At 60.1% G+C, this 22,666-nt stretch carries 24 protein-coding genes and 1 tRNA gene; 16 read left to right on the top strand and 9 right to left on the bottom strand.

Going from position 1 to position 22,666, the window contains the following annotated elements; all coding sequences use genetic code 11:
- Nucleotides 1–232 precede the first annotated feature (232 nt).
- The 3 genes from HYG82_RS36095 to HYG82_RS36085 all read left to right on the top strand — a co-directional run bounded on the left by HYG82_RS36095 (nucleotide 233) and on the right by HYG82_RS36085 (nucleotide 3,447).
- The gene (locus tag HYG82_RS36095; RefSeq protein WP_179262276.1) at nucleotides 233–1,456 is read left to right on the top strand and encodes a CBS domain-containing protein; all 1,224 of its coding nucleotides are present in this window, start codon (nucleotides 233–235) and stop codon (nucleotides 1,454–1,456) included.
- A gap of 171 nt (nucleotides 1,457–1,627) precedes the next feature.
- Nucleotides 1,628–2,644, top strand: coding sequence for an ABC transporter ATP-binding protein (locus tag HYG82_RS36090; RefSeq protein ID WP_179262274.1), 1,017 nt, complete (start codon nucleotides 1,628–1,630; stop codon nucleotides 2,642–2,644).
- Complete coding sequence (locus HYG82_RS36085; protein ID WP_179262272.1) at nucleotides 2,644–3,447, top strand: ABC transporter permease; 804 nt, start codon at nucleotides 2,644–2,646, stop codon at nucleotides 3,445–3,447. The genes HYG82_RS36090 and HYG82_RS36085 overlap by 1 nt, the downstream gene beginning before the upstream one ends.
- Nucleotides 3,448–3,502: 55 nt before the next feature.
- On the opposite strand, the gene HYG82_RS36080 is transcribed toward HYG82_RS36085, so the two are convergent.
- A complete protein-coding gene (locus HYG82_RS36080) occupies nucleotides 3,503–3,880 on the bottom strand; it encodes an MMPL family transporter (RefSeq protein WP_235217905.1) in 378 nt (125 codons plus the stop codon).
- A gap of 9 nt (nucleotides 3,881–3,889) precedes the next feature.
- The gene (locus HYG82_RS36075; RefSeq protein ID WP_179262268.1) at nucleotides 3,890–4,168 is read right to left on the bottom strand and encodes a hypothetical protein; all 279 of its coding nucleotides are present in this window, start codon (nucleotides 4,166–4,168) and stop codon (nucleotides 3,890–3,892) included.
- 212 nt (nucleotides 4,169–4,380) lie between these two features.
- Between HYG82_RS36075 and HYG82_RS44675 the strand changes: the two genes are divergently transcribed.
- Nucleotides 4,381–4,596 carry a helix-turn-helix domain-containing protein gene (locus tag HYG82_RS44675; RefSeq protein WP_218834220.1) on the top strand — a complete coding sequence of 72 codons (216 nt, stop codon included), beginning with the start codon at nucleotides 4,381–4,383 and terminating at the stop codon, nucleotides 4,594–4,596.
- Here the strand turns inward: HYG82_RS44675 and HYG82_RS36070 are convergent.
- Entirely contained in the window at nucleotides 4,584–5,600 is a 1,017-nt protein-coding gene (locus HYG82_RS36070; protein WP_179262266.1) for an NADP-dependent oxidoreductase, read from the bottom strand. The two genes, HYG82_RS44675 and HYG82_RS36070, sit on opposite strands and share 13 nt — an antisense overlap.
- Before the next feature lie 201 nt (nucleotides 5,601–5,801).
- Here HYG82_RS36070 and HYG82_RS36065 point away from each other — a divergent pair, with 201 nt between their 5' ends.
- The 7 genes from HYG82_RS36065 to HYG82_RS36035 all read left to right on the top strand — a co-directional run bounded on the left by HYG82_RS36065 (nucleotide 5,802) and on the right by HYG82_RS36035 (nucleotide 10,850).
- Nucleotides 5,802–6,020, top strand: a complete 219-nt coding sequence (locus tag HYG82_RS36065) for a hypothetical protein (RefSeq protein WP_179262264.1) — start codon at nucleotides 5,802–5,804, stop codon at nucleotides 6,018–6,020.
- 111 nt (nucleotides 6,021–6,131) lie between these two features.
- A complete protein-coding gene (locus tag HYG82_RS36060; protein WP_005554588.1) occupies nucleotides 6,132–6,326 on the top strand; it encodes a cold-shock protein in 195 nt (64 codons plus the stop codon).
- Between the two features lie 353 nt (nucleotides 6,327–6,679).
- Complete coding sequence (locus HYG82_RS36055) at nucleotides 6,680–7,045, top strand: cupin domain-containing protein (RefSeq protein WP_179262262.1); 366 nt, start codon at nucleotides 6,680–6,682, stop codon at nucleotides 7,043–7,045.
- A 157-nt stretch (nucleotides 7,046–7,202) separates the two neighbouring features.
- Nucleotides 7,203–8,312, top strand: a complete 1,110-nt coding sequence (locus HYG82_RS36050; RefSeq protein ID WP_179262260.1) for a FecCD family ABC transporter permease — start codon at nucleotides 7,203–7,205, stop codon at nucleotides 8,310–8,312.
- Entirely contained in the window at nucleotides 8,312–9,169 is an 858-nt protein-coding gene (locus HYG82_RS36045; protein ID WP_179262258.1) for an ABC transporter ATP-binding protein, read from the top strand. The genes HYG82_RS36050 and HYG82_RS36045 overlap by 1 nt, the downstream gene beginning before the upstream one ends.
- 52 nt (nucleotides 9,170–9,221) lie before the next feature.
- Entirely contained in the window at nucleotides 9,222–10,337 is a 1,116-nt protein-coding gene (locus HYG82_RS36040; protein ID WP_179262255.1) for an ABC transporter substrate-binding protein, read from the top strand.
- Between the two features lie 3 nt (nucleotides 10,338–10,340).
- The gene (locus tag HYG82_RS36035; RefSeq protein ID WP_179262254.1) at nucleotides 10,341–10,850 is read left to right on the top strand and encodes a DUF7552 domain-containing protein; all 510 of its coding nucleotides are present in this window, start codon (nucleotides 10,341–10,343) and stop codon (nucleotides 10,848–10,850) included.
- A gap of 247 nt (nucleotides 10,851–11,097) precedes the next feature.
- On the opposite strand, the gene HYG82_RS36030 is transcribed toward HYG82_RS36035, so the two are convergent.
- The 3 genes from HYG82_RS36030 to HYG82_RS36020 form a co-directional block, all read right to left on the bottom strand.
- Nucleotides 11,098–11,745, bottom strand: coding sequence for a DUF7551 domain-containing protein (locus HYG82_RS36030; RefSeq protein WP_179262252.1), 648 nt, complete (start codon nucleotides 11,743–11,745; stop codon nucleotides 11,098–11,100).
- A gap of 121 nt (nucleotides 11,746–11,866) precedes the next feature.
- Nucleotides 11,867–12,805, bottom strand: a complete 939-nt coding sequence (locus HYG82_RS36025) for an NAD(P)/FAD-dependent oxidoreductase (RefSeq protein ID WP_179262250.1) — start codon at nucleotides 12,803–12,805, stop codon at nucleotides 11,867–11,869.
- A 2-nt stretch (nucleotides 12,806–12,807) separates the two neighbouring features.
- Entirely contained in the window at nucleotides 12,808–13,095 is a 288-nt protein-coding gene (locus tag HYG82_RS36020; RefSeq protein WP_179262248.1) for a hypothetical protein, read from the bottom strand.
- Between the two features lie 456 nt (nucleotides 13,096–13,551).
- Between HYG82_RS36020 and HYG82_RS36015 the strand changes: the two genes are divergently transcribed.
- Complete coding sequence (locus tag HYG82_RS36015; RefSeq protein WP_179262246.1) at nucleotides 13,552–15,618, top strand: DEAD/DEAH box helicase; 2,067 nt, start codon at nucleotides 13,552–13,554, stop codon at nucleotides 15,616–15,618.
- Nucleotides 15,619–15,766: 148 nt separating this feature from the next.
- Nucleotides 15,767–16,462, top strand: coding sequence for a DUF7504 family protein (locus HYG82_RS36010; RefSeq protein ID WP_179262244.1), 696 nt, complete (start codon nucleotides 15,767–15,769; stop codon nucleotides 16,460–16,462).
- 41 nt (nucleotides 16,463–16,503) lie between these two features.
- On the opposite strand, the gene HYG82_RS36005 is transcribed toward HYG82_RS36010, so the two are convergent.
- The gene (locus HYG82_RS36005) at nucleotides 16,504–16,758 is read right to left on the bottom strand and encodes a pro-sigmaK processing inhibitor BofA family protein (protein WP_179262242.1); all 255 of its coding nucleotides are present in this window, start codon (nucleotides 16,756–16,758) and stop codon (nucleotides 16,504–16,506) included.
- A 160-nt stretch (nucleotides 16,759–16,918) separates the two neighbouring features.
- On the opposite strand from HYG82_RS36005, the gene HYG82_RS36000 reads away from it, so the two are divergent.
- From HYG82_RS36000 to HYG82_RS35990, 3 genes are all read left to right on the top strand, one after another.
- Nucleotides 16,919–16,991: transfer RNA gene (locus HYG82_RS36000), tRNA-Pro, on the top strand.
- 436 nt (nucleotides 16,992–17,427) lie between these two features.
- Nucleotides 17,428–17,724: a DdfA family disk-determining factor gene (ddfA, locus tag HYG82_RS35995; protein ID WP_179262240.1), complete on the top strand. Its 297-nt coding sequence runs from the start codon at nucleotides 17,428–17,430 to the stop codon at nucleotides 17,722–17,724.
- Nucleotides 17,725–18,059: 335 nt separating this feature from the next.
- Nucleotides 18,060–18,449 carry a hypothetical protein gene (locus HYG82_RS35990; RefSeq protein WP_179262238.1) on the top strand — a complete coding sequence of 130 codons (390 nt, stop codon included), beginning with the start codon at nucleotides 18,060–18,062 and terminating at the stop codon, nucleotides 18,447–18,449.
- A 1,327-nt stretch (nucleotides 18,450–19,776) separates the two neighbouring features.
- Here the strand turns inward: HYG82_RS35990 and HYG82_RS35985 are convergent.
- Both HYG82_RS35985 and HYG82_RS35980 read right to left on the bottom strand, forming a co-directional pair.
- The gene (locus HYG82_RS35985) at nucleotides 19,777–20,724 is read right to left on the bottom strand and encodes an LLM class flavin-dependent oxidoreductase (RefSeq protein WP_179262236.1); all 948 of its coding nucleotides are present in this window, start codon (nucleotides 20,722–20,724) and stop codon (nucleotides 19,777–19,779) included.
- Between the two features lie 534 nt (nucleotides 20,725–21,258).
- Nucleotides 21,259–22,662, bottom strand: coding sequence for a DUF5305 domain-containing protein (locus HYG82_RS35980; protein ID WP_179262234.1), 1,404 nt, complete (start codon nucleotides 22,660–22,662; stop codon nucleotides 21,259–21,261).
- Nucleotides 22,663–22,666: the final 4 nt, after the last annotated feature.

Raw genomic sequence — 22,666 nt, 5'->3', positions numbered from 1 at the left:
CGAGCGACTACGAGCCTGTGTATAAATCTATGCTGCATTGGATATAGACTAGTTAGTCAGTAATATCGTGACTATATCTGTATTAGGTTCACGGTGTTCGAAGCGAAAGGGGTATCGAAGCGGTAACGGCTGATGACAGTTCGTAATGATCGCTGACCATCCTGGCACATCACGCGCACGTGAACTACTAGTTGGCGGCGTACTTAAGGTTCCGCCGCCGAAACTAGTACACATGAGGAGTTTTCGGATCGGCTCGCTGTTTGGCATCCCGATTAAGCTCGACCTTACGTTCTTATTCGTCCTTCCGCTGTTCGCGTATCTCATCGGAACGCGGATCGGCCCCGTTTCGGAGATCCTGAACGACGTGCTCGGTGCGGGGATCGAGGTGAGCACGATCACCGGCGGGTCGATGCCGTGGATACTAGGACTAACTGCAGCACTCGGGTTGTTCGTCGGCGTCGTCCTTCACGAACTCGGCCACTCGCTGACCGCCCAGCGCTACGGATTTCCGATCGACTCGATTACGCTCTGGTTGTTTGGCGGGATCGCCGCCTTCTCCGAGATGCCCGAAGACTGGCGCCAGGAACTCAACATCGCCATCGCGGGGCCGATCGTCAGCGTACTCGTCGGCATCGGCTCGTACGCATTGTTCGCCGTCACACCGGAGAGCCTCAGCGGATTACGGTTCGTACTCGGGTATCTCTCCATTCTGAACGTTACGCTCGCCATCTTCAACATGCTCCCGGCGTTTCCGATGGACGGCGGACGGGTGCTACGCGCGTTGCTCGCACGCAGCAAACCCTACGCACAGGCGACCCAGCAAGCCGCCAGCGTCGGAAAACTGTTCGCGGTTTTCATGGGCCTGGTCGGCCTCTTGGGGGGCAACATCATCTTAATCGGCGTCGCTTTCTTCGTCTTCATCGCCGCCTCGAGCGAGGCCCAGCAGGTGACCATGAAGGCTGCCTTCCAGGACGTCACTGTCGGTGACATCATGACACCGGCAGACGAGCTCCACACGGTCGAACCGGAGACGACGGTCGCAGAGCTGGTCCAGCGGATGTTCACCGAACGACATACGGGATATCCGGTCGTCGACGGCAAGGCCTTCGAGGGAGAGCGACTCGTCGGCCTCGTCACGCTGACCGACGCCCGTGAAGTCCAGCCCGTCGAGCGCGACGCGTACACCGTTTCTGACGTAATGACGACCGACTTACAGACGATCACGCCGGATTCGGATGCGATGACCGCGATCGAACGCATGCAAGAACACGGGATCGGTCGACTTCTCGTCGTCGGTCGCGAGGATCGGTCCGCCGACTCACTGGCCGACCAAACGACGCGCGAAGACGGAAATCTCGTGGGGTTGATTTCACGCAGCGATGTGATGACAGCCCTCGATATCGTCCAGCAAAGCGGTTCTGTCTCACCCTCGAGCCGGGCGGGGACGGCAGATTGACGGCGAAGAGGGGCGGGGACGGCAGATTGACGGCGAAGAGGGGCAGGGACGGCGGATTGACGGCGAAGAGGGGCGCGGACGACTTCCTGCGAAGAGCCGTCCCGGCAAAAACGGGCGTTCTGCGTTGCGCAACCAATATTCTTAACCGCAATCGGGGCTGAGGCTGGGCCGATGCCACCGGCCATCGAGACTGTCGACCTCGTGAAGGAGTACGGCGATTTGCGCGCCCTGCAGGAACTGTCGCTGACCGTCGAAGAGGGCGAATTTTTCGGCCTGCTCGGTCCGAACGGGGCGGGCAAGACGACGTTTATCAACACGCTGGTCGGCCTGGTCCGGAAGACTGGCGGCGAAGCGCGAGTCTTCGGCTACGACGTCGAGGAAGACTACCAGCGGGCCCGCGATTCGATCGGACTCGCCCCCCAGGAATTTAATGTCGATCGCTTCTTCCCGATCAAGGAAGTCCTGATGCACAAGGCTGGCTACCACGGAATTCCCGAAGGTGAGGCCGCCAAGCGGGCCGACGAGGTTCTCAAACGCGTCGGCATCTACGACAAACGCAACGAACGCTTCGACTGGCTCTCCGGCGGGATGAAACGCCGGCTGCTACTCGCTCGAGCGCTGGTAACGGACCCAGACCTCCTGATCCTGGACGAACCCACCGCCGGCGTCGACGTCCAGTTGCGCCACGACCTCTGGGAGCTCGTCACCGAGCTCAACGACGAAGGGACGACGATCCTGCTTACAACCCACTACATCGAGGAAGCCGAGCGCCTCTGTGACCGCGTCGCGATCATGAACGAGGGTCGGAAGGTGACGGTCGCGACCCCGGACGAACTGAAACAACGGGGCACCGACACCATCGCCGTCGGACTCGAATCCGCTCCCATCAGTGCGCCCGACCTCGGGGTGTATGCACACGAAACGACGGTGTCCGGCGACCGCCTCGAGGTCCGCGTCGACGACGGCGGCTCGACCGCACCGCGACTGCTCAACGATCTCGAGGCGAAGGGCTACGAGATCGCCGATCTCGAGATCACCCGCACCTCGCTCGAAGAGATATTCGTCGATCTCACCGAACGCGACGACCGGACCGTAACCCGGTCCGAAGCGGAGGGTGAAGGCGACGGTGACGGACCACCAACGAACGATGAACGGAAGCGAACGCAAAAACAAGAGGGGGTCGTCTGATGCTCTCGGTCGGTTTTCGCGCGCTGTTCCGGCGCGAGATACTGCGGTTCGTCCGCCGGCCCAAGAACACCTTCATGCCGCCGGCGATCACGAACGTCCTCTACTTCGCCGTCTTCGGGGTCATCCTCGGAAACCGAATCGATGAGATTGCGACGTTCGACTACATCGTCTTCATCGTCCCGGGGCTCATCGTGCTGGGTGCGATTTCGAACGCCTTCGAAAACGCGTCGTTCTCGATCTTCCACGGCAGGTGGAACGAGTACATCCACGAAACGCTGACGTCGCCGCTGTCGTACATCGAGATGGTCGTCGCCTATGTCGGCGCCAGTGCGGTGCGGGGACTCGTCGTCGGCGTTATCATCGCCGTCATCGGGCGGTTGTTCGTTCCGATCAGCATGGAACACGGGCTGTACCTGGTCGCCACGATGGTCGTCATCACGTCGTTGTTCGCCGGACTCGGTATCATCGGCGGTCTCGTCGCACGGGATTTCGACGATCTGACGGTGATGAACCAGTTCATCCTCCGACCCCTGGTGTTCTTCGGCGCCGTCTTCTACTCGCTCGAGACGTTCGAGCATGCGTGGCAGGTGAACCTCTCGCTGGTGAACCCGATGGTCTACATGGTCGACAGCGTCCGATACGGACTGCTCGGCTACTCGGACCTGATCGAAGTCGGAATCTTGCCCGAACCCTACGGTGGCTTCGCGCCACTGATTTCGCTCGCAGTGCTTACGCTGGGATGCGGACTCGTCCTGGCGATAGACGTCTACCTGTTCAAGACCGGATACGGATTGACCGACTGACTGCGACCCCGGTCGACGCGACCGTTCGGACGAGAACGCCGATCGTCTCCGGCGGTCACTGTCGTGATCGGCGTTTCGACCGAGCCGCAGCCGTATCGGACCCAGAGGGCGAGCAGGTTCGGCAGGACGAAGACGCTCGCGAGGAGGGCGTACAAGTCCCGATCCCGAGGCTGATTCCGAACTGCTGAAGCGCAGGAGTCACGGCAACCGCCAGAACACCGAAGCCGGCCGCCGTCGTGACGGCGCTACTCAGAAGGGCACCGCCCGTCCCGACGACGGTCCGGTGCAGGGCCGTCGCCACGTCGGCTCCCGCCTCGGGTTCGTGACTGAACCGTTCGGTAACGGGGAGCGCGTCGTCGACCCCCAGGCCGAGCGAGATGCTGCCGACGAGCGCGGAAACCTGGCCAAGCGGTATCTCGAGGACGGCCAGCATCCCGAGCAATCAGATCACGGCACAGAGGATCGGCGCGAGCGTGACAGTGCCGAGCGAGGCGCTCGATCCGGTCGTTCGAAAGACGACGATGAGCAACGAGAGAATCACCGCCACGGTTTCCGAGGCTCTCAGTGAGGGCGCGGTGAGTTCTTCGGTAACTGCAGCGGTGACGATCGGCCCACCGGTTGCAGTCACCCGGCGCTCGTCGTCGTCAGTCTCGAGCGTCGACGCGACGGCGGTCACCTGACTCTCGACGGTCGACGGCTCCGCGGTGCCATCACCGCTCATGCGAAGCCTGAGCACATCGTACCCGCAGACGTCAGTGCGGTGAATATACCGGGTGGAGAGTTCCGGATTGGCGCGAAAAACGCGTCGTACACCGACTCGAGAGATCGGACCGGAATCGTGATCGACGTTCGGATCGACGAAATCGGAACTGCCCCCCGAGAGCTGCCCGGGCCGGAGCCGACAGTGAGCGACAGACAGGGCGAGCACTCGCGATTGCGCTGGAACTCGGCTATTCCGACCGGCCTCGAAGTGCTACCTGCGCGGACGTCGCCGCCGAACTCGGGAGTACATCGGCGACAGGGAGCGAACACGTGCAAAAAGCGGAGATGAAAGTCGTTCGCGCCGCGATGGGCGAGTTCGGTCCGCGGGCCTGGGCCGATCCGTCCCGGCGCAGCGTCGGAGTCAGACGACGACGTCAGCCGTCGTAGTCGGCGACCTTGACGAGTTGTTTCCCGATGTTCTCACCCTCGAAGAGCCCGAGGAATGCGTCGGGTGCGTTCTCGAAGCCCTCGACGACGTTCTCGCGGTAGCGGATTTCGTCCTCGTGGACGAACCGAGAGAGTCGCTCGAGCGCTTCGCCCCAGCGATCCTGATAGTCGCTGACGAGCAGTCCCTCGACTTTCGCGCGTTTCTCGATGAGCGTCGCGAGCTTTCGGGGACCGGTCGGAACATCCGTCTCGTTGTACAGCGCGATCTGGCCACAGATCGCGACCCGTGAGAACTCGTTCAGTCGGGGCCAGACGGCGTCCGTTATGGGGCCGCCAACGTTGTCGAAGTAGACGTCGATCCCGTTCGGGCAGGCCTCGGCCACTGCCCCGGAGAGATCGTCGGTCTCCTTGTAATTGATCGCGGCGTCGAAGCCCAACTCCTCCGTAAGCCACTCGATCTTCTCGTCGCTGCCGGCGGTACCGACGACGCGCGCACCGTTGATCTGGGCGAGCTGGCCGACGACCGAACCGACCGCCCCCGCGGCAGCCGAGACGAATACGGTGTCGCCGGGCTTGGGGTCGCCGACGTCGAGCAGGCCCCAGTAGGCGGTCACGCCGGGCATGCCGAGAACGCCCAGAGCCGTCGAGACCGGGCCGAGGTCCGGATTCACTCGTTGGAGTTCGTCCGCGTCGGCAACCGCGTGTTCCGCCCAGAGGAGGTCGCCGGTCACGACGTCGCCCGCCTCGAACTCGTCGGCATTCGACTCGATGACTTCGCCGACGACGCCGGCTTTCATCGGATCGCCGACGTCCCACGGTTCGGCGTAGGATTCGGCGTCGCGCATCCGCCCGCGCATATAGGGGTCGACCGACTGATACAGCGTCTCGACGAGTACTTCGTCGTGCCCGGGTTCGGGTCGGTCGACAGTGACGAGTTCGAAATTCTCCATGGACGGTTCACCGACGGGACGGCTGGCGAGTCGCCACTGCCTGGTTTCTGCCATACGTTTCAATGTTCCTATCCATAAATCAATGTTGGGCTCGCGGAACCTGCAAGAGTAGACGGAAACCGATCCGCAGTTGCGCGATTTGCACGCCCGTCCGAGCACTGATCGGACCGCACCCGGAGAGGACCGTCGCCATCGCGCCGAATCGAGACGGGTCGATAGCGTTTTGCGGTTTGGATCGAAAGACTGCAAACACCAATGCGAGAGTATCTCGAGTCCGATATCGGGTTCTACTACGCTGTCGGGGTATTCATGATCGCGGTCTACGTCGTCGGTATGGTGGCATTCGCCGTGATCAGTCCAGGGAGCGTGGGCACGGTGGAACTCGTCGGACTCTCGGGCGGGTTCTTGCTGTTCATGTTGGTCTACTTTATTTCGATTTCAGTACAGCGACTCGAGGACGGTGACGGTATCTAATCAATTAGAGATGAGAACGAATACCGGACTGTCAGGGACTGATACGGGCGAATTGGGCGGATATACCGAGTCGGAGGGTTTATGAGTTAGGGGCCGTTCTCTTTAGAAGCAATGGCGAAAGGAACCGTTGATTTCTTCAACGACACTGGCGGCTACGGATTCATCGAGACTGAGGACGCGGACGACGACGTGTTCTTCCACATGGAAGACATCGGCGGCCCGGACCTGGAAGAAGGACAGGAACTCGAGTTCGACATCGAGCAGGCCCCCAAGGGCCCGCGCGCAACGAACGTCGAGCGCCTGTAAGGCGAATTCGTTACGGTATCGGCACTTGACTGCAGTATTTTAACCGTCCAGCGGCAGCGCCAGCACAAGTGAGGCTGACGGAGCGCAGGCCAGGACTGGTTACTATACAGCTAAATTAGTCGCGACAGATCGTCGTTGAAACCGATATGTCTCCCCTCTCACTCGGTCCGCCTGAGCTTCTCGTTTTGCTTATCAACCTCTCACTCGTCGCCGGTGCTATCGGGGGCCTCTTGTATTTGATCGCCAGACTCCGACGGACACTGTGAGACGGACGGTGGTTCGGGCCGCGACCGGACGGACTCGCCCTGGACGCCGACCCGGACGGTTTTGTTCCTTCGGGTCCGATTTCCGATATGCCCGACTCCGTGTTGCGACGCGATGACGAAATCGAGTACGAACCGGTCGAGGCCACAGACGGTCTCTCGAAGGGCGTCCTGATCGCCGACGATCACGGCGCGCCGAACTTCGCGATCCGGCGATTCGTCCTCGAGGCCGGCGGCGAGGTCCCGAAACACACCAACGACGTGGAACACGAACAGTACGTTCTCGAGGGCGAGTACACGGTCGGAATCGATGGCGAGGAACACGACGTCGAACCGGGCGATTCGTTGTTCATTCCGGCCGGGACGACCCACTGGTATCGAAACGAAAGCGACGAACGAGGCGCGTTCCTCTGTGCCGTCCCGAACGGCGACGACGAGATTCAGTTACTCGAGTGACCGCACGAGCGGTCATCTACCGGGGTTGGAGGGTCGACCTTCCGGAAGTACGACTCCGAAGCGTCAGTTTGGCCTTCCTGAATCGCAACTACTAAGCGCTTTTTAGGCCTTCCTGAATCGCAACTACTAAGCGCTTTTTAGGTCCTCCTAAACTATGATGGCAGACGCCCAGTCGGTCGGGGGGCATTCGTCCGCTCGAGAGCGAGAGGGGTGGGTGACGGGGACCCTCGTCCTCTTTTGTCTGGCGAGTGCGATCGTCACCGTCGTCGCCGGACTCGTACAGATGAGTTTCGGCGAGTACTCGATGACGGTCGTCGAAACATGGCACGCGGTATTCAATCCCGCGGTCATGTTCAATCTCGACGCGTGGTCGTCGTTCCTGCTCGGGACGGAAACACCGGAGATGAGCACCGCGAGCGTCGTCGTCTGGGAGCTACGACTCCCGCGAGTATTGGTCGGGATCATCGCCGGTGCCACGCTGGCTATCTCCGGTGCGATATTCCAGGCCGTGACGCGCAACGAGTTGGCGAGTCCGTTCGTGCTTGGAGTGAGCTCCGGCGCAGGGTTCGCCGTGCTGGCGACGCTGATCGTCTTCAGCGGGCTCTCGCAATTGTTACCCCTGATCGCGACTGTGGGGGGCGCGGTGGCGTTTTTACTCGTCTATACGATCGCCTGGAAGGGTGGGACGAGCCCCGTCCGTCTGGTCCTCGCCGGCGTCATCGTGAACATGATCTTTCAATCCCTGCAACAGGGGCTGTTCTTTTTCGCGGACGACATCGGCGTCGTCCAGACCGCAATCGCCTGGCTAACTGGGTCGCTTACGGGAACGCGATGGGACCAGGTGCGGATCGCGCTCCTGCCGGCGCTGTTTGCGATCGCGATCGCGATCGGTGGAGCGCGACAGTTGAACGTCTTGATGCTCGGCGAGCGCACCGCTCAATCGCTTGGAATGCGGGTCGAGCGAACGCGCTTTCTCCTCTCGGTCTGTGCAATCCTGGCTGCGAGCGTCGCGATCGCCGTCGCCGGCATCGTCAGCTTCTTCGGCCTGGTCGTCCCGCACATCGTCCGAAACACCGTCGGCAGCGATTACCGGCGGCTGCTAGTCGGCTGTCTTTTCGCAGGTCCAGCGTTGATGGTCGTCGCGGACGTCGGCGCACGCCTCGCGCTTCCCGGCATCCAGTTGCCGGTCGGCGTCGTCACCGGGTTGGTCGGAGGCCCCTACTTCCTCTACCTGATGCGCAAGCAACAAACGATGGGTGAACTCTAATGGGACGTACACAGCAGGACGCGACCGGAGAATCGGATCGCATAACCGACGGGGACGGCGTCGCCGTCGAAAGCGCGCTCGTCGGCGACGACCTCGAGTTGAGTTACCCGACGAGCAAGGAACCGATCGTCGAGTGTGCACGCCTCGACGTTCCCGAGGAAGCGGTGACCGCCCTCGTCGGCCCGAACGGCTGCGGGAAGAGCACACTGCTGAAGTCACTCTCGAACCACCTCGAGCCAGATACCGGGACAGTCCGGATCCACGGCGAAGACCTCGACTCGTTTAGTCAAAAGGAACTGGCGCGGGAACTGGGAGTCCTCTCCCAGGAAAACGACTCGCTGGGTTCGATCACCGTCGAGGACCTCGTCTACCACGGCCGATATCCTCACCGGGGCTTCTTCGACAACGTCGACGATGCGGACCGCGATGCGGTCGATCGGGCGCTCGAACTGGCCGGAATCGAGCATCTGCGGAGCGCCGAACTCGGGCAGCTGAGCGGTGGACAGAAACAACTGGCCTGGATCGCCATGGTACTCGCACAGGATACGGATGTCCTCCTGCTCGACGAACCGACGACGTTTCTAGATGTCCACCACCAGTTCCGGGTTCTCGAGACGATCCGCCAGCTCAACGTACAGAAAGGAGTCACCGTTGCCGTCATCCTGCACGATATCTCGCAGGCGGCTCGCTTCGCGGATTACCTGATCGCGATGTGCGACGGGGAACTGTACGACTGGGGGCCGCCCGAGGAGGTCGTCACCGAACAGTTGCTCGCCGACGTCTTCGGCGTCGAGGCGACGGTCGAATACGAGCCGGAACTCCAGGTGCTGCCGAAGCGTGCGCTTCCGGATCGATGACGAATTCGGTCAGTTTCGGAAGAATTTAATACTTTTAGGTCGGCCTAAAAATATGAGCGACCGACGGCTACGGACGAGACGCAACGTGCTCCGGACCAGTGGAGTAATCGCCGGCATGGGCGCGATGGCCGGCTGCATCAGCGATACTGACAACGACGGCTCCGCGAACACTGACCCGTACACGGTCTCGATGCCGCCGGTCGGCGAGGTCGAATTCGACGGCATACCGGAAGCATGGGCCGCCAACAACGGCAGTTGGGCCGACATGGGGATCGCGCTGGGCCAGGGGCCGCCGAAAGGAGTCTATCTCGCCAACCGCTATCATACGCAGTACTACGACGAGATACCGGACGTAAGCGTCAACAAAAGCGATATGAAGTCGCTGTGGGGAGACGAATTAACCGCAGAGGAGTTCATGAACCTGAGCGAGGACGTGGACGTATTTGTAAACGATCCGAATTTCATCATCGGACGGACCGACAACTGGAAACAGGAGGATATCGATCGGATCGAATCGACCGGAACGCCCTTTTTCGGCAACAGTATCTTTTCGACCGGCTACGAGTGGCACGATTACAAGTATCTGACGTTGCTGGAGGCCTTCGAGAAGCTGTCGCAGGTATTCAAAGAAAAAGAGCGATACGAAGCCTTCGAGAGCCTCCACGAGGAGTTCCAATCGAACGTCGCCGATATCGTGCCGCCGGAAGGAGAGCGGCCGAGCGTCGCGATCATGTGGGCAAGCGCGGACGAAATGGGATCGTTCTCCCCGTACCTGATCGGCGAGGGGACGAGTTTCAAACAGTGGCGCGACCTCGAGGTCGTCGACGCGTTCGCCGAAACGGACGTGCGAGACTTCCACAGCACCCGCGGTTCGGTCGGGTACGAGACGCTCCTCGAGATCGATCCCGATATCATCCTGTTCCGCGGACAGGAAGCGAAGACCGTTTCGGAGTTTCAGGACGCCATCGTCTCACAAATGGAGTCCGACAGCGTCGCCAGCAAATTGACCGCCGTAAAGAACGGCGATGTCTACCGCGGCGGTCCGCTCTACCAGGGCCCGATCACGAACCTCGTCGTCACCGATCGAGCGGCCAAGCAGGTCTACGGCGTCGAGAAGAAACTCTACGACCGACAGCGGGTCGGCGACATCGTCAACGGCGACTTCTGATCGATGGACAGGACCGAAACGGAAGCCGGCGACGAAGGCGGCGTCAAAGAAACGCTCGAGCAGGCACGCCGGCTGATCGAGGAGCTCTCGGTTCCCAACGGCGAGTTCGCAGTCGTCTGCAAGGACACCGGCGTCGTTCCGGAGCCGGTCACGGACGCGAGCTTCAACTCGTACGAGGCGGCAGATTGCGCGTGCGAGGCCGCGCGTCAGTACCGGGAGGCACTCGGAACGCTCGACCGTTCGCTCACGCGGTACGACCTCGTCGCTTCCGAGCGGTTTACGGGTTCGCTCGAGAGTTCGACCGTGCGCGAGTCGATCGATCGACGTCGAGCGAACGGCCTCCCGCAAACGCGCCAGACCGTGACCGTGGCGGGCGATCGGAACGACGAATGGCTTCGAATCGAGAACTGCCCAGTCGTGCACCTGGCAGGGCCCGATTCGCTGCTGGACGATGAGTTCGTCTCGCGGCAACTCGATTCGAACGTGTCTTCTCGGAATACCCCACAGGAGTGACGCGAATCGTCGGTGCCCTGCGAGCGCCCCCGTCCGTGGTGGCTGGCGCCACCGGTGGGTGCAACAGCGAGCGAGGGGCGATCTGTCGAACCTGACGCTCGAAGGTGTCGAACGAAGCCCCGCTTCTCGCGCACGTGATCGCGCATCTTCCGTTACGCGGTCGCGTGCGTGGTGGATCGGCGTTCGAACGCTCACGACGGGGTCACCTCCGAGACGCAGACGAGCCCCGTGGGCGCTGACTCCGCGGCTATCGTGAGCCTGAACCGCCACGTCGACGTCGCAGCCCCCGGTCGAGTCGCATCGCCCGTGAAATCGTCAGGGCGGGGTCCGGGTGCCGTCGCAGCAGTTCGAGCACGAGCGACAGCGTGGCCAATCGGTCACCGGACCGGGCCACGGCGTACCCCGATAGGGTCACGTCCCACGATCGCGTGTCCGTTTCGAGGGCGGTCGAACGGGGAGCGAGCGTGTAGTCTTTGGTGATGGCGACCGAGCACAGGTGCGCCAACGTCGCCTCGAGCGGGTTCTCGGCCGCCCGTAGCGGCGACAGTCTGGACGCCGCCGCGACGAGAACGCGAGCCTGTTCCTCGGGAGACAGTCGCCGGTCGAGTTCCGTCGCCATACTCTCGAGGAGACGGAGACAGATCTCGTCCGGGCAGTCGATGGTCTCGGCGCATTCGAGGGACGTATCCATGATCGCCCCCTCCACGTCGTCGTGGGATGACTCGGCGATCGTCCCGAAAATCGCTCCTGCGACGGTGTGACAGTACTCGGTAAGCGACTGCCGACCGGCCGTTGACCCATCTTCGTCGACCGCCGAGTGCAGTTCATCGGAACGATCGTCGGACCAGTCGTCGCCGATGTGGGGATACGGCCGAGCCGTCGATCGCTCGGTCACGAACCGAATGGAGACGGAAACGTGGCCGGAGCCCGAGTCGAAGGGGCTGCGAAAGAGGGGGCCGTTCCGTCCGTCCGGCAGATCGCCTCCGACGGGTATCCGTCTTCAGGTACGTCCGCGATTACCACTCATAGTCAATCGGGATCTCCACCGAAGACCGCCGACCGGCCTCGATTTCCCGCGCCGCCTCGAGCACGATCTCGTCGTCGATGTGTTCGATGAGCCGCCGCTGGCCGCGTTCGGCCCTGCGTTCTCTCTCATCCGGGGGAATGTAGCTCGCGAGTCGGCGATCGATCTCCTGCTCGCGGAGTTCGGCGAGTCGATCCTCGGAACGGTCGTAATCGTCGGGAACCCGATCGTCGAAGTGCTCGCGCCAGCGGTCGCGGTCGCTCCACTCGTCGCCGAGTTCCGACTCCCGGCGCACCCAGTCGTAGCGATCCGTCAATGGTTCGGGATAGCCTCGGTCCCGTCGAGCCGCCTCCACGAGCGAGAGAGCGACCCGTGCACCGCGGCCAGCGGCGACGATCGCTTGGCGGTCGGCCTCTCGAGAGGGGGAGGCGACGAACAGACCCTCGATCGGCGTCGTCCCGTCGTGGTCGGCGTAGCGTCGGTCGAATCGAGACTGCTGGCCCCCGTCGTACTCGTGCGCCTCGAACATCGCCTCGTCGTCGAGCCCGCGCAGGTACTCGCCGCCGTACCGCGTGGCTGCAACGACTCGGCGAGCGGTGACGCGGCGCCCGTCTTGCGTCTCGACGGCGAATCCACCGTCTTCGCGCTCGAGCGATTCGACGAGATCGGAAACGATCTCACAGCCCGCCGCTGTCGCGTGATCGTGGAGCAATCCGTAGAACGTCTCGATGTCGATTCCGGCGGGGAATCCGGGGAAGTTCTCCAGAGACGCACACCGCTGGATCGAGGAGCGCCCCCGGTCGAATATCACCGTATCCAGGTCGTACCGGGCGGTGAAAACGCCCGCAGTGCATCCGGCGGGACCGCCCCCGACGATGACGACGTCGCGATCAAACGCCGAGCTCTCCTGTGAAGTAGGTGAACCGCTCATCGTCAGCTCGCTCCGTTGACGATGGACGTACCGAGTGCGACGCCCATGTCGTCGTAATCGCCAGTGTACGGGATCCACGTCTCCGGGACGCTGTCGAACTTGACCTCGCCGATCGGTTCCATCGTCACCGTGTACGAAGAATCCCCTCCCGCTCCACCGTCAGCCAGCGATGGTCCGGAGGTCCCACTGCCCGTACAGCCCGCGAGTACCGAGCCCACGACCGCGGACCCACCGTACGTCACGTACTCGCGACGCGTGGGCCCCTGGGCGTTCACAGAGTCCAATTGCATAGAATTTAGGCCTGCCTAAATAATAATAGAGGTTTCGATTTTTCGGCCGGCCTAAAATATAGCTCGATCGGTACACCACCCCGCATTGCCGACACATCGGCGGGCCACGCTCGAGGGCCTCGCACGTTGAGCCGCGAACCCCTTCGACGGGGACGATCCATCGTGAGTCTCGGTCGGTCGATCCGAAGCGGCGACTCCAGAGCGGTCCAGTTGGACGCTCGAGGGACCGTTGTCAGATCCGCCCGCGTGATCAGGGTGGATACATCAGTTCCCAGGAGACCGCTACCCGCCACAGTACGAGCAGAGGCCAGAATGACACACCGGTTGGGGCCTGACCGACGATATCGGCGGGCGGTTCCACGATCTGCAGACGTCATTTCCAGGCCGGAACAGGAGTTTTTCGACCAACCGACCCAGTCCGAATCGCTGAAATACCGTCCCCGCATACACTCGCGCGTGTCGAAGCAGGTCCCGCAGGTCGAAACGATCTTTTGTCACGAGACCGGTGACGACTATCTCGTCGTCGTCGAGCGCGACGGACAGCGGCTCTTTCGGGCCAAGCTCGGCCTTTCGGAAACGTCGGCCGGCCCCCGACCCGCGAAGTTCCGACTCAAGGAGGGCTCGAGCGAGGAACCCCGCCAGCCCGACGAGTTCGTCGAACTCGCCCGCCGAGCCGAGCGAATCCGCATCTCCGAGCAGACGTCGCCCGATGCTCGACGGGAGCTCACGGAGATGCTGGCGGGGTATCAACTCGAGGACAAGGCAAAGGCCGTCCGAACCTGTCGGTACTGCGCTTCCGCGGGCCGATACTCACCGATAACCACCGATACGGCCGTCAAGGACGATTCCGACTGGATCTGCCGGGACTGCGCCCGGCAGGAACTCGAGCGCCAACTCTCTTTCACCGGCGGCGGCGAGGTGACCGGCGCAGCGAAAGACCGGCTCGAGGATCTCATGCTCGAGGTTCAGGATCTCGAGCGCATCGTCAACCTACTGAAAGGCCAGCTCGATCCCGACCTGACGAAGTTCGATACGATTTCGGCAACCGTCGACGAGATCGATCCCGTCCGGACCGACTCGCTGAACCTGCATCCCGGACTGCAGGACCTGCTCGAGGACCGATTCGATTCCTTGCTGCCGGTCCAGAGCCTCTCGGTCGAGAACGGGTTGTTCGACGGTGAGGACCAGCTGGTCGTCTCGGCGACGGCGACTGGAAAGACCCTGGTTGGCGAGATGACCGGTATCAATCGCGTGCTGAACGGAAAGGGAACGATGCTCTTTCTCGTCCCGCTGGTGGCGCTTGCAAACCAGAAATACGAGGATTTCAAAGACGAGTACGGCCACCTCGTCGACGTCTCCATCCGCGTCGGTGCGAGCCGGATCGCCGACAACGGGAACCAGTTTAATCCGAACGCTGACGTGATCGTCGGCACCTACGAGGGGATCGACCACGCGCTGCGGACGGGCAAAGACATGGGCGACATCGGCACCGTCGTCATCGACGAGGTTCACACGCTCAAAGAAGACGAACGCGGCCATCGGCTGGACGGACTCATCTCGCGGCTCAAGTACACCTGCGAGCAGCGGGCGAAGCGACGCGACGACTACCAGGGGGCGCAGTGGGTCTACCTCTCGGCGACCGTGGGCAACCCCGAACAACTCGGCGACGCGCTCGAGTCGACCCTCATCGAGTTCGAGGAACGGCCGGTTCCCATCGAACGCCACGTCACCTTCGCGGACGGTCAGGAGAAAGTTCGGGTCGAGAACAAACTCGTCAGACGCGAGTTCGACACCGAATCCTCGAAGGGGTATCGCGGACAGACGATCATCTTCACCAACTCCCGGCGGCGGTGTCACGAGATCAGCCGTAAACTCGACTACTCCGCAGCACCGTACCACGCCGGTCTCGACTACAAACGCCGGAAAGAAGTCGAACGCAAGTTCGGCGAGCAAGAACTGTCCGCGGTCGTGACAACCGCCGCGCTGGCCGCCGGGGTCGACTTTCCCGCCTCGCAGGTGATCTTCGACTCGCTGGCGATGGGAATCGAGTGGCTTTCGGTACAGGAATTCCACCAGATGCTCGGGCGAGCAGGTCGTCCAGATTACCACGACAAGGGAAAAGTGTACGTTCTCGTCGAACCCGACTGTGCCTACCACAACTCGATGGAGATGACCGAAGACGAAGTCGCGTTCACGCTGCTCAAAGGCGAGATGGAGTCGGTGATGACTCACTACGACGAGAGCGCCGCTATCGAGGAGACGCTCGCAAACATTACTGTCGGTGGAAAGACTGCGAAAGCTCTCAACGATCGGATGCTCGGCGACGTCCCCACGAAACATGCCATCGGCAAACTGTTACAGTACGATTTCATCGACGGCTTCGAACCGACGCCGCTCGGGCGTGTCGTCACCGAACACTTTCTCGCACCCGGGGAAGCGTTCACACTCGTGGACGGCATCCGAAAAGACGCCCACCCGTACGCACTCGTCGCCGATCTCGAGCTCCGCGACGAAGACCTGTAATCTGGGAGTAATACGTATCGGTAACTACCGTTAACGCTCCAGAGAGAGCCCGAAAGTGCCATATCGATGTGTCGGCGGCCGGAACGATAAAGGGCGCGAGGAAACAACGAACTGCTAACGAGGGAATAGAGTCCCGATTACTGACACTATGGATCCGCTTACGCCAGCCGCGATCGATCCACCGGCGAACGTCCTGCTCGTGCATCCAAAGCGGACCGAACCGGACGCCTGCGAGGAACTGTGCCACGACACCGCCACCACAGCACGCCTCTCCGTCACCTTCGGAGACAAAGAGCCCAACTGTCCGGACGAGGCCACGGTCGACGGCAAGTTCGGACAGATTACGGTTGGGAACGTACTGACCGGCGACAGTGACGACTCGATGCCAGATTATACCCAAACGGTCGTCACCGACTCGGTGACCGATCCGACGGACCTCTCAGAAATCGGCGTCGCAATCAGTCGATTCTGCAAACACTGGTCCGAATCGAGCAACGACATTACGGTCTGTTTCGACTCGCTCGACGCGCTTCTTCGTCACACCTCGCCGAAAGAGGTTTTCCAGTTTACGCACGTCGTTACGAATCGGCTCTCCGGCGTCGATGCATACGCTCACTTCCACTTCGATCCCACGCGCCACGATGATCGTGTCGTGTCGACGTTCGGAACGATCTTCGACGCTGTCGTCGCCGACGATCATACCGACGAAACGCTCCCCGAAGCGACCGACGAAGAGGTCGCCTCCACCCTCGCCGAGTGGGAAGAAGAGCCGGCGATCGACCTCGAGCCGGACGCGAGTACCGAAGCGACCGACGAAGAAGTCGCACAGATTCTCGGAAAATAAGCCCACTCGCGACGGTTCGACTCACGTTCTGGCAGATCGGTTTACGGCACGAAGGCAACACCGAACAGGGACAACAGGATCACGAGCAGCGCGCCCGGAACGCCACCGATCGCGACGAGAGCGATCACGATCGGCGTCACCGCCACCGCGACGCCGAAGATCACCTGTGCGAGATACAACACCACGAGCCCGGCCACCGCGTTGACGATGAACGGCCGTGCCGTCTGGACGAGCTGTGCGGCACCCAGCACGAAGATGAGAACGAGAACGAGAAGCAAAATCTCGAAGCCTGTCATACCGGGCGGTATCACGGCATCGGGCAAAACCGTTCGGTCAACAGTCGTCGGCTACCGAACGGCGAGGCGACTCATCAGGACGATTAGTGCAACTCCTCGTCTCAGTTTTCGCCGAGGGATAACGAAACGCTTTATGATGTCGGGACGGAAGCGGATGTACGGGATCGTGGGTTAGCTTGGTATACTTCGGGCCTTGGGTGCCCGTGACCCCGGTTCAAATCCGGGCGATCCCATATTGCTGCTGCGAGTAAACCCGCGAGCAGCAGGAATCTGATAGAGACCGGATTTGGGGTAGACCGAGGTTCTGCGCTCCGCGCAGGTTCTCGGGCATAGTTCAAATCCGTGCGACTCCATTCTCATATAAGCCGTAACGCTATTGAATATAGGCCAGCAGCGGCTATCTATCGCGTTAGCGCGGGGTGGTCGCGGTGAGCCGCACCGTCGAACTCTCGCCGTGGCCACTGTAGATCAACGTACCGGCGTATTTGCGGATCTTGAACACCAGCGGTCCCATCCATTTCCTCAAGAGATAAGCGTTTTCACCAGTTCCGCTCGCAACGCTCGAGAATTCTTCTGACAGAAAATCATCCACTAGCTATATTATGAGACTAGTATTGTGATTATTGTATACTATCCAGATTTATATAAGAGAACATGGCACCACTTTCCATGACTCAGGGGGCAGGAGTTAGTGTCAAAGTAGTTGACGAAGTCGCTGATCGAGAGGGAGTTGATCCGGGAAATCTTCAGCCGCCGCTTCACAAAGTTATAGATACGGAAGCGCTAGATGCTTTGTTTCAATCTACTTCCAGTACAGCTAGAACGGATGGAACGGTTGAGTTCCAATATAAAGGGTACCAGGTTCGAGTGAAAAGCTCAGAAGAGGTTGAAATAGGACAAACGGTATCATTCGAGGAACAATCCAATTCACATCTGCAATCAGCCAAAGACCCAATTGGGGACTGACGTAGCCAGCGCCTTCTACTGTTTTTAGGAGAATGTTGACAGAGGTCAGCATCGATCTCCTGAACCCAATGTTACTTGTCAACAATATAGGTGCCAACAAGGAACTAGATGCGTTGAAAAAGGCATCGGAAGGGTAAAAGTAGCTCCTCACAACGGTTAGGACTTATCACAATCGCCTTATTCTGACCCATGATCCTGGTTTTAGTGAATAAACCCTGAATTCGCTAATCAGTTCTTCCACATCTTTATCAGTACAACCATGCTAGTATTAAATATTAAGAAACAACTGGAGTTGGCTCAGTAACACTTTTTACACTCTTAGGTGAACATATCCCATGGCAATCACTCACAAATCTGGGTCTGATGATGTGGCAGAGCGTTGGGATCGGGCGTTCAATATCCTCTCGCAAGAACCACGACGTGAATTAGTGATCTCGCTCGCAGGTAAGTCAGCCTCTGATTGGGTACCGCTCCCCGATGCTGCACATTCGCCTCACTTCGAAGGAACTAGCGAGGACCTTCGACTGGACCTCTATCACAAGCATCTCCCAAAATTAGCGAACCATGGGTTTGTGATCTGGGAGGAATCCCCGTTCGAAGCCAGACAGGGCCCAAACTTTAGGGAAGTTGAAGCCATCATCCAGGCGATGACGGCGGCAGCCGATGCTCTTCCCGAACAAATGATAACCAACTGTCGGACGCTCAAGCCATACGCTAACCAGTGATAAACTTACCAATATATATCCTTCCATTACAATACAATAATGATGGGAGAAGATTCGAACGTATACGCACCTATGGTCAACTCCGAGACATACCCTCGTTACCTCGAAATCACCTAAGGGATGGGCAGTTCCAACCCCGACCCCCAGTTGGCGTTTTCTCAAGGTGAAGTCTCTTGAGGATGACTACTGAGACCAAATTTGTTTGGGACAATGGTACTACCAATCCGGGTTAAAGATTGGAATGCGGCAAGGATCACCCACCAGATTACTCACTGCACGCTCCCCACTTGCGCGTGTTACCCTCCTTCCTGCTGCCACCCATCACTCACCCTCCAGCGCAGACAGTGGTCTACGAGATGATGGAATCCCGTTCGAGGAACCGGTCCGGCCCGGTCAGACCTTGTACTTGAGGAACGGAATAGGTGCTTGGACTCGCTATACGGTCGGGATCAAGACGCCTATACGATATATACTAGCGAAGAGGGACCGGACTATAGCGGTAGTGACCACTCATGGTCGCAATCCGAGCAGATGAAGTCCGCTATCGCAGACCCGTCGGACACGTACGTTCTACGTTGTTTCCCAGTCCCTCATTACAGTTCGGACGTCGAGCCCTCATCTTGCAGAGGAACCTTAAAAGCTCGAGAGAGGGCATCTACTGCCTCACTATAGTGGGAACGAGTGGACGATTGATTGACTATTGCGAGGAAAAAGGGCGACCGCGAATGGGAAGACCGGAGCGATTCACCCGAGCGCGCGGAAGTTCTCACACCCACAGGAACAGCAGTCTGTTCCGATAGGGCGGATCCGACCATTCAATAGCTCTTTCGCCGCGTACGCCGACTCGCAGCGAACGCACACGGCCACAACGCGGTTGTGGTCGCGCAAGGCGATCACCCCACTCCACGCAGGGCATGGAATCAACTTCCACCCCTATGAGGTCTCACATATAGTTCGTTCCAGAGTGATATTCACTCCCGGGGGTACACAATCGACTGAGACTGACCACGTGGATGAGGGTTCGCAACGAGCCGGCTCGACGAATTCGACGATTTGAACGATGCGGCGATCGGATCGACGCGCTTCGCCAGCTCTGGCTCGACCGTACACGCGCCATTCGTGGTGCGCGGGAGAGATCGCTATGGGGTCTCGAGCGCCACCGCTCGAGAGAACAGAAGTAAGCGGCAACGCAATCGGGGACGATATCGGAAGACCGCCGCCGACCGCGAGTACGTCGGCGATGGGCAGGCGGTCGCTCGACCCCATCGAGAGAATAGACAGGGATATCATTTGAAGGCGGCCTCGAGCGAGACGAGGTCGTATTGCGTTACGACGTTGACGAGGAAAGTTCCGGGAGTACTTCCCTGCTGTAGAGTTCGAGTTGTCCGATGCGTTCGGAAGGCGGTCCAGCCGGCATCAGAACGAACTTGGTACAGCCGGCGTCAACGTATTTTTGTATCGTTTCGACGCAGTCCACAGGGGTTCCGAACGCCGAACATTCCTCGAATTTGGACGAAGAACCGACGAGGCCTCGGCGCTCGAGAACGCGCGCTTTGATTTCGCGGGCTCGGTCCGGATCCCGAGCGACGTAAGATGGCAGAATCACGCCGGCTTCGTCACGCTCGACCTCACGTCCGACCTCGTCACAGAACGCCATCAACCGGTCCAGTTTCGTATTGAACTCTTGGGGCGACATCAAAGCCGGGAACCAGCCGTCCCCGTACCGTGCGACTCTCTTCAGGGCCGCGTCACTATTCCCTCCAATCCAGATATCGAGAGTCCCCTGCGCGGGCTTGGGGGTTACCGTCACTCCGTTTAGCTGATAGTGCTCTCCGTCATAGTCCACGCTGTCCTCGGTCCAGAGACGCCTCATGAGTTCGATTGCCTCTCGAAGACGTTCGGGGCGCTGAGCCGACGAAATACCAAGAACGTCACAGAGTCGGGGATCGGCTCCGAGACCGACTGCCATAATCACCCGGCCGCGCCCTCCTGTGAGATAGTCCAGATTCGCGTAGGTGTTCGCTACCGCTACCGGGTTTCGAGCCGGTAGCGTCAGGACACTAGGGCCCATTTTAATGTCCCTGGTCCGCGCGGCGATTACGGACATCAGGACAGTGGTGTCCAGTTCCGGACGCTCAGAGATAACGTGATCGGGCAGCCAGATCGAGTCGATCCCTAATTCATCGGCCCGTTCGACGTACCGAAACAGCTCCTCGGGCTCGGGAAGTCCGTCGTGAAATTGCCCCAGCCCAACACCGATAGCGATATCGCCCATGTCAACCACTGCCAATGAATTCGTGAATAGGCATAAACGTTGGCTCGAAGACGGGGCTGTATACCGCTGCCAAGAGCGATTGACCTGCGAAGTGCATCGAACTCCGAGCCGATCCGATCGGTCGCATCGCCCACCACGCCACAGGCCGACATCCGTCCGTAACGGGCCCGTCGATCGGCCACTCGAGAGTGACTAGAATCGACTACAGTACATCCACCCGGTCGATCCATGACCAAGTGGAACAACGCACCGTCCGACGATTACGAATCGTTCGTTACGCCTCGTTCGGGAATTGGGCGTCCGAACAGTGGGAAAACGACGCCGACGGCAGAGAGGAACGGAATCGTGCCTATCGAAGAGTACTGACCGCGTTGATGATCGACGCGGTGAGCGGAGTGGTCCGACTCAGCGGGCGAGAAATCGTCGGGTGAGCAGACGCGGCGCGGAATTCCGGCGCCGTCCAGTAGCACGATTTCTGTTCTCCTCGAGTAGCGGGAAGTTCGATGGACGATACCGTTCTAGCGACGGTAAATGTCAGGCATCGGTATCGTCTGCTGTAGTATCCGGCGCTTCCTGGTCGTTGGTAGCCCCATCTACACCATTACTACTGGTATCATCGTGGGTACCACCATCACCACTGGTATCATCGTGGGTACCACCATCACCACTGGTATCATCGTGGGTACCACCATCACCACTGGTATCATCGTGGGTACCACCATCACCACTGGTATCATCGTGGGTACCACCATCACCACTGGTATCATCGTGGGTACCACCATCACTGGTAGCGTCGATATCCCCGGTTTCGTCCTTGCAGTCAGTAGTATCGCCGTCGTCGGTTTCTTTGGCCGTATTGGCGGGATCGTCTCCGAGCGAGTCGGCCCAGTCGGGGACGAACTGGTACCTGACGTCGTCGTCGAGAACGACGTACGTGTGCGTCTCGCTATCGACGACGACACGACGATCGGCATCGATCGCGACGTCGACGAGATCCTCGAGCGAGTCGATTTCGACGATCATTCGGTCGTCGTCGTTCACCGTCCCTGTGCTGATCCAGTCGTCGAATTCCGAACGGACCTTTTCGCGCTGGGCCACAGCACGGGCTTCGGAGGAGACCGTGAACCAGTCGTTTTCGCGACCGTAATAGAGACATCCCAGAGCGGCCAACGGTGCGAAGAACAGCGTCAATGAGCCGAGAACGGCGAACGTACTAGGTGTGTCGGTCACCGTTCGTTGACCCATGACGTTGTATTGCTCGTCATCTTTCTTCGGTGGAAGGACGACATAGTAGCCATCTGTACTATTGATCGGAAGCGTGTAGGTGTACGTCTGTTCGACAGGTTGGTTAGCGACGGTCCCCTCGACAGTCACGTCGATATCGACAGCCGTTCGGACGTCACCTTGCTTCACAGTCGACTCGTGGACTGACTCGATTCTGTTGATGCCGTCACGAATCGCGCCGACGTCGACGGTGAAGTTAGAGGAAACCGGTTCGCCCGCCTGCACCTGTTCTTTCTTCGAACCGATCGACGCTTCCGTTTCCCACAGACGAGTCTTCAATCCCTCGTGGTAGGCGTAGTTAACGAGTGTCGACTCGGTCGTGACCGTCGCGTTGCCGGGTGCACCACCGAATTGGAACGCAAATGTTCCGGCGAGGGCTGGTGTCCCCTCCGTAAGGTAGACCGTCTCGTTGACGTGTACGTTACCCTCCCTCAATAGCGGTGTATCCCTCTGGACCGTTGCGCTGTGATTGAACTCACCGGTAGCCTGCCACGATCCCTTGACGTACCGCTCTTCTGTCGTGCCCGGAGCAGCCACTGTCGTGTAGGACACCCAACCGCCGACGGCTGCGACTAGCACGAACGTGAGTACGAGTACCGTGAAATATTCATCTACCGTTACTTTCAATCGTGTTTTCTGGTGTGGATCAACCATGGTA

This window comes from Natrinema halophilum, assembly GCF_013402815.2.
GTDB classification, from domain to species: Archaea; Halobacteriota; Halobacteria; order Halobacteriales; family Natrialbaceae; genus Natrinema; species Natrinema halophilum.
The sequence above is the reverse complement of the archived record's forward strand: the minus strand, read 5'-3'. Positions and strand labels throughout refer to the sequence as shown.